The following is a 5,942-nucleotide window of genomic DNA, read 5'->3' as shown; positions in this document are numbered from 1 at the left end:
GGGCGGCTCCGACGTTCGCGCAGGCACCACACAAGCGACACCGAACGCCGACGGCACCTACAGCCTCACCGGCCACAAGTGGTTCACGTCGGCTCCGATGTGCGACGTCTTCCTGGTGCTCGCGCAGGCGCCGGGCGGTTTGAGTTGTTTCCTCCTGCCACGGGTGCTGCCCGACGGCTCGCGCAACCGGATGTTCCTGCAGCGCCTCAAGGACAAGCTCGGCAACCACGCCAACGCGTCCAGCGAGGTCGAGTACGACGGCGCGACCGCGTGGCTCGTCGGCGAGGAGGGGCGGGGCGTGCCGACCATCATCGAGATGGTCAACCTCACCCGACTCGACTGCACCCTTGGCAGTGCCACCAGCATGCGAACCGGTCTGACGCGGGCGATCCACCACGCTCAGCACCGAAAGGCGTTCGGCGCGTACCTGATCGACCAACCGCTGATGCGCAACGTGCTCGCCGACCTCGCGGTCGAAGCCGAGGCCGCCACCACGTTGGCGATGCGGATGGCAGGCGCCACAGACGCGGCCGTGCGGGGGGACGAACGTGAAACCCTCCTGCGTCGGATCGGACTCGCCGCCGGGAAGTACTGGGTGTGCAAGCGCGCCACCCCGCACGCGGCCGAGGCGATGGAGTGTCTGGGAGGCAACGGCTACGTCGAGGAGTCGGGCATGCCGCGGCTGTACCGCGAAGCGCCGCTCATGGGCATCTGGGAGGGCTCTGGCAACGTCAGTGCACTGGATGCGTTGCGCGCCATGGCAACCCGTCCGGAATGCGTTGACGTGCTGTTCGACGAGTTGGGCAGGACGACGGGCCAGGATTCGCGACTGGACGCACACGTGGGGTCGCTGCGCGCGGAACTCGACGGCTTGGAGACCATCCAGTACCGGGCCCGCAAGGTGGCCGAGGACATTTCGCTCGCGCTGCAGGGCTCACTGCTGGTGCGGTACGGCCACCCGGCGGTCGCGGAGGCGTTCCTGGCCAGCAGGCTTGGCGGTCAATGGGGCGGTGCGTTCGGCACGCTGCCCACCGGGTTGGACCTGTCACCGATCATCGAGCGCGCGCTGGTCAAGGGGTGACCCGCCTGGCATCGCCGAAACAGCATTCCCTGTCGTTATCGGGCACGGTTGGCGACAGGGAATGCTGTTTCGGCGCGGGGGCGGAGCGCGCATGACCCACGCGATCAGGCCCGTCGACTTCGACGACCTGAAGACGATGACCTACGAGGTCACCGACCGGGTTGCGCGAATCACCTTCAACCGCCCCGAAAAGGGCAACGCGATCGTCGCGGACACCCCTTTGGAACTGTCGGCCCTGGTGGAACGTGCCGACCTCGATCCGAACGTCCACGTGATCCTGGTGTCGGGCCGTGGGGAAGGATTCTGTGCCGGATTCGACCTGTCCGCCTACGCCGACCGCACGTCGTCGGCGGGTGGGACGGGTACCTACCGCGGCACCGTCCTGGACGGGAAGACCCAGGCGATCAATCATCTGCCCGACCAGCCGTGGGACCCCATGATCGACTACCAGATGATGAGTCGGTTCGTGCGGGGGTTCGCCAGCCTGATGCACGCCGACAAGCCGACGGTCGTGAAGATCCACGGCTACTGTGTGGCGGGCGGCACCGACATCGCCCTGCACGCCGACCAGGTGATCGCGGCGTCGGATGCGAAGATCGGCTACCCGCCGATGAGGGTGTGGGGAGTGCCCGCGGCCGGTCTGTGGGCACACCGTCTCGGTGACCAGCGCGCGAAACGTCTTCTCTTCACCGGTGATTGCATCAGCGGAGCGCAGGCCGCCGAGTGGGGTCTCGCGATCGAGGCGCCGGAACCCGAGGACCTCGACGAGCGGACGGAACGACTCGTCGGGCGCATCGCCGCGATGCCGGTGAACCAGTTGATCATGGCCAAACTGGCGCTCAACACCGCGCTGTACAACCAGGGCATCGCCACCAGTCGGATGGTCAGCACGGTGTTCGACGGGGTGGCACGGCACACCCCCGAGGGCCATGCCTTCGTCGCGGAGGCGACCGAGCACGGTTTCCGCGACGCGGTGAGGGGTCGTGACGAGCCCTACGGCGACGCGGGCCGCAAGACGTCCGGGGTTTAGCCGATGGCCGGCACGCTCAACCGGTTGACCGCACGGTCGGTAGTGCTCAGCGTGCTGCTCGGCGCACACCCCGCGTGGGCATCGGCGAGCGAGCTGGTAACGCTGACAGCGGATTTCGGCATCAAGGAGCCGACGCTGCGAGTCGCCCTGACACGGATGGTCGGTGCAGGCGACCTGGTGCGCTCCGCCGACGGTTATCGGCTCTCCGACCGGCTCCTCACGCGCCAGCAACGTCAGGACGACGCGCTGAACCCGAGCCTGCGAGGGTGGGGCGGGACGTGGACCACGCTGGTGATCACCAGCGTCGGCACCGATGCCAAGACACGGGCGGCGGTTCGAACTACGTTGCACGACAAGAGGTTCGCCGAACTGCGCGAGGGTGTGTGGATGCGTCCGGCGAATCTCGACCTGGAACTGGCCGACGACCTACGTGCGCGGGTTCGGGTGTTGCAGGCCCGCGATGACGATCCCGCCGGGCTGGCCGGGAGGCTTTGGGATCTGCCCGGCTGGGTGCGGACCGGACGGGGCTTGCTCGACGACATGGCCGGCGCCGATGACGTTCCGGGGCGGTTCGTCGCTGCCGCAGGCATGGTGCGTCACCTACTCTCCGACCCGGTACTGCCGCAGGAACTGCTACCCGAGGATTGGCCGGGGTCGGCCCTGCGACTGGCTTATCACGACTTCGCCGCGGAACTCGTTGCGCGGCGTGACGACACCGAATTGATGGAGGCACGATGACTGACAACTTTCCGGAGGGCAGGAGCGAAGCGACCGGGGAATCCAACAGGAGCGGCGTTCGCGTGGAACGCAATGGCCCGGTGACGACGGTGATCATGAATCGCCCCGCGGCCCGCAACGCTGTCAATGGTCCCGCCTCCGCGGGCCTGTTCGCGGCGTTCGAGGAGTTCGACGCCGATGACTCCGCATCCGTCGCGGTGCTCTGGGGGGACAACGGAACCTTTTGTGCCGGAGCGGATCTGAAGGCCTTAGGCACACCCGACGCCAATCCGGTCCATCGGGCCGGTCCGGGGCCGATGGGCCCGTCCCGAATGGTGTTGTCCAAGCCGGTCATTGCCGCCGTCAGTGGATTCGCGGTGGCAGGCGGCCTCGAGTTGGCGCTGTGGTGTGACCTGCGCGTGGCCGAGGAGGACGCCGTCTTCGGCGTGTACTGCCGCCGCTGGGGCGTGCCGCTGATCGACGGGGGGACGGTGCGACTGCCCCGCCTCATCGGGCACAGCCGTGCGATGGACCTGATCCTCACGGGTCGCAGCGTCGACGCCAGGGAGGCGCTCGCGATCGGACTCGCCAACCGTGTCGTGCCGAACGGTCAGGCGCGCGAGGCCGCCGAGACGCTGGCTGCCGAACTCGCCGCTCTTCCACAACAGTGCCTGCGAGCGGATCGGGCCTCCACACTCAACCAATGGGGCATGTCCGAGGCGGGGGCGATGGACGTCGAGTTCGGCAGCATGTCCAAGGTCGCCGCCGAATCACTGGCGGGCGCCCAGCGATTCGCCGACGGGGCGGGCCGGCACGGGACGGCTAGCCCTTCCTGATGGAGTTCCCCGAACCCGTGTCGTTGACGGTCGGGTCGCCGCCGGAGTAGGTGACGGTGTTGTTCAGGCCGACGACGCTGAGACCGGCGCCGATCTTGTCGAGGGTGATCTTGTTGTCGGCACCGCCGATGTTCACGTTGGTACACGTGCCCTTGACGGTCAGCGTGTTGTTCGAGCCGCCGATGGTGAGCGACTTGCCGTCGGCGCAGTCGATCTCCGCGGTCGTGCCGACCGATCCGTAGTTGATGGTGTTGGCTATCTCGACTTGGACGCCGGACGTGCCGACCGTGGCGGTCGGGGAATTGGTGTCGCTACTCTGCGAGCCGCAACCGGCGAGGCTCAGAACGGCGACGCCGGCAAGTGCGCCGAAGAGACCGACCAGCCCGGGGGAGTTCGCGCGCATGATTTCTCGCTTCCGCGGCGGTTGGCTACGCCGCTGCGACGAGACTACGCGGGCAGCCGGTCGATGCGGTTCGTCAGACCGAGTTCGCGGCCCCGGTCCAGGACCTGCGGATCGCCGTTGTGGTACAGCACCGTCTGGTTGAACCCATAGACGGTGATGTCGTTGACGACGTTGTCGGCGATGACGATGTTCGATGATCCCTGCGTGGTGACCGCCCAGCACGAACCGACCGCGGTGATGGTGTTTCCGGTGCCCATGACGATGAGGGTCGCGTCATTGCAGTCCAGGGTCTGGACGATGCCCTGACCGGTGATGTGGGTGTCGCCGTTCTTCGCCTGTGCGGGGGGAACTCCGACGCACAGCGCGACGGGAATCGCGACCATGCCTACCGCCAGGGACGCACCCAACGCTCTGCAACCCACGGTGGTCCCCTTCGCATCGCAGCCGTACTCCGCCTGCGCAGACTCTACGTTGCTGAGTGGCCTCGATGGCACGACTTCGCTGGGTACCGTGTTCGAACGACGCGCGGGGTTAGGGTCACTCGCTGTCCCAACTGCGGGACGTACGATGTTCACCCGTCGATTCGAAGGACACCATTTCATGGCAGCTCGGCCGGAGGCGCAATCAGCTGGCCGATCGCGAAGTCCCGCCAGGGCCACCAAGTTGAGTCGCGACGCCATCGTCAACGCCGCGTTGACGTTCCTCGACCGCGAAGGGTGGGACGCGCTCACCATCAACGCGCTGGCGACGCAGCTCGGCACCAAGGGTCCGTCCCTGTACAACCACGTCGACAGCCTCGAGGATCTGCGCCGCACGGTGCGCATGCGAGTGGTCGACGACATCATCGGCATGCTCAACACGGTGGGGGATGGCCGTACCCGCGACGACGCGGTGGTCGCGATGGCCAGCTCGTACCGCAGTTACGCCCACCACCACCCTGGCCGCTATTCGGCGTTCACCCGGATGCCCCTCGGCGGCGACGATCCCGAGTACACGGCAGCTACGCGGGCGGCCGCGGGGCCGGTCATCCAGGTGTTGGCGTCGTACGGGTTGGAAGGGGAGAACGGGTTCTTCGCGGCCCTGGAGTTCTGGTCGGCGCTGCACGGTTTCGTCCTTCTCGAGATGACGGGCGTGATGGACGACATCGACACCGACGCCCTTTTCACTGACATGGTCCTGCGGCTGGCGGCGGGCATGGAACGTCGCTGACGGGCTCAGCCAGCCGGTAGCCAGCCGGTAGCCAGCCGGTATCGTCGGGGGAGACCTCCGTCCGCAGGTCATCGCGGACCGATTTCGCGGTGTCACTTGACCAGGCGAATTGGCGGCTCCAGCGCGCTTTGACCTGCGGCCCCGTGGGCAGGTATTGTGGTCGATCGTGCCTGGCCGATAGGGCGCTTGCAGCTGTGATGGCTGTGAGCAAGCCTGCACGCCGGGCCAATTCGCATGTCCACGAAGCATCGACGAGATTCGGTGCGCGAGCGCGTGCGACACGCCGGTAGCGGGGTAACCCGCAGGGTGTAACCGCAGTAAACAGACTTGAGAACGACCGAATACAACAGCAGCAACACGGAAGAAACACAGAAAGCCGGTACATGCCAACCATCAACCAGCTGGTCCGCAAGGGTCGTCGCGACAAGATCGCCAAGATCAAGACCGCGGCCCTCAAGGGCAGCCCACAGCGCCGCGGCGTGTGCACCCGCGTGTACACGACCACCCCGAAGAAGCCAAACTCGGCACTTCGCAAGGTTGCGCGCGTCAAGCTGACCAGCCAGGTCGAGGTCACCGCCTACATCCCCGGTGAGGGGCACAACCTGCAGGAGCACTCGATGGTGCTGGTGCGTGGTGGTCGTGTGAAGGACCTCCCCGGTGTGCGTT

At 66.9% G+C, this 5,942-nt stretch carries 8 protein-coding genes; 6 read left to right on the top strand and 2 right to left on the bottom strand.

Annotated elements, in window-relative coordinates:
• The 4 genes from QOI01_RS17125 to QOI01_RS17110 all read left to right on the top strand — a co-directional run.
• On the top strand, positions 1–1,081 hold a 1,081-nt coding region (locus QOI01_RS17125; protein ID WP_526382956.1), incomplete at its 5' end, for an acyl-CoA dehydrogenase family protein.
• A gap of 91 nt (positions 1,082–1,172) precedes the next feature.
• Entirely contained in the window at positions 1,173–2,111 is a 939-nt protein-coding gene (locus tag QOI01_RS17120; RefSeq protein WP_526382954.1) for an enoyl-CoA hydratase/isomerase family protein, read from the top strand.
• Between the two features lie 3 nt (positions 2,112–2,114).
• Positions 2,115–2,849 carry a PaaX family transcriptional regulator C-terminal domain-containing protein gene (locus tag QOI01_RS17115; RefSeq protein ID WP_526382952.1) on the top strand — a complete coding sequence of 245 codons (735 nt, stop codon included), beginning with the start codon at positions 2,115–2,117 and terminating at the stop codon, positions 2,847–2,849.
• A complete protein-coding gene (locus tag QOI01_RS17110) occupies positions 2,846–3,664 on the top strand; it encodes a crotonase/enoyl-CoA hydratase family protein (protein ID WP_526382950.1) in 819 nt (272 codons plus the stop codon). The genes QOI01_RS17115 and QOI01_RS17110 overlap by 4 nt, the downstream gene beginning before the upstream one ends.
• Here the strand turns inward: QOI01_RS17110 and QOI01_RS17105 are convergent.
• Positions 3,651–4,067 (bottom strand): DUF3060 domain-containing protein, encoded by a 417-nt coding sequence (locus QOI01_RS17105; RefSeq protein ID WP_526382948.1) that lies wholly within the window; start codon positions 4,065–4,067, stop codon positions 3,651–3,653. The two genes, QOI01_RS17110 and QOI01_RS17105, sit on opposite strands and share 14 nt — an antisense overlap.
• Positions 4,068–4,111: 44 nt before the next feature.
• Positions 4,112–4,450 carry a DUF3060 domain-containing protein gene (locus tag QOI01_RS17100; protein WP_526382958.1) on the bottom strand — a complete coding sequence of 113 codons (339 nt, stop codon included), beginning with the start codon at positions 4,448–4,450 and terminating at the stop codon, positions 4,112–4,114.
• A gap of 217 nt (positions 4,451–4,667) precedes the next feature.
• On the opposite strand from QOI01_RS17100, the gene QOI01_RS17095 reads away from it, so the two are divergent.
• Together QOI01_RS17095 and rpsL are read left to right on the top strand one after the other, a co-directional pair.
• Positions 4,668–5,276, top strand: coding sequence for a TetR/AcrR family transcriptional regulator (locus tag QOI01_RS17095; protein WP_526382946.1), 609 nt, complete (start codon positions 4,668–4,670; stop codon positions 5,274–5,276).
• A 383-nt stretch (positions 5,277–5,659) separates the two neighbouring features.
• The coding region (gene rpsL, locus QOI01_RS17090; RefSeq protein ID WP_526382944.1) for a 30S ribosomal protein S12 at positions 5,660–5,942 on the top strand (283 nt) is incomplete at its 3' end.

Origin of the sequence: Mycobacterium sp. (assembly GCF_032162605.1) — a bacterium.
GTDB lineage: Bacteria > Actinomycetota > Actinomycetes > Mycobacteriales > Mycobacteriaceae > Mycobacterium.
The sequence above is the reverse complement of the archived record's forward strand: the minus strand, read 5'-3'. Positions and strand labels throughout refer to the sequence as shown.

Bases quoted from the DNA above. Each gene is read 5' to 3' on its own strand.
- QOI01_RS17120 (WP_526382954.1), top strand. From the start codon at position 1,173: ATGACCCACGCGATCAGGCCCGTCGACTTCGACGACCTGAAGACGATG.
- QOI01_RS17115 (WP_526382952.1), top strand. From the start codon at position 2,115: ATGGCCGGCACGCTCAACCGGTTGACCGCACGGTCGGTAGTGCTCAGC.
- QOI01_RS17110 (WP_526382950.1), top strand. From the start codon at position 2,846: ATGACTGACAACTTTCCGGAGGGCAGGAGCGAAGCGACCGGGGAATCC.
- QOI01_RS17105 (WP_526382948.1), bottom strand. From the start codon at position 4,067: ATGCGCGCGAACTCCCCCGGGCTGGTCGGTCTCTTCGGCGCACTTGCC.
- QOI01_RS17100 (WP_526382958.1), bottom strand. From the start codon at position 4,450: ATGGTCGCGATTCCCGTCGCGCTGTGCGTCGGAGTTCCCCCCGCACAG.
- QOI01_RS17095 (WP_526382946.1), top strand. From the start codon at position 4,668: ATGGCAGCTCGGCCGGAGGCGCAATCAGCTGGCCGATCGCGAAGTCCC.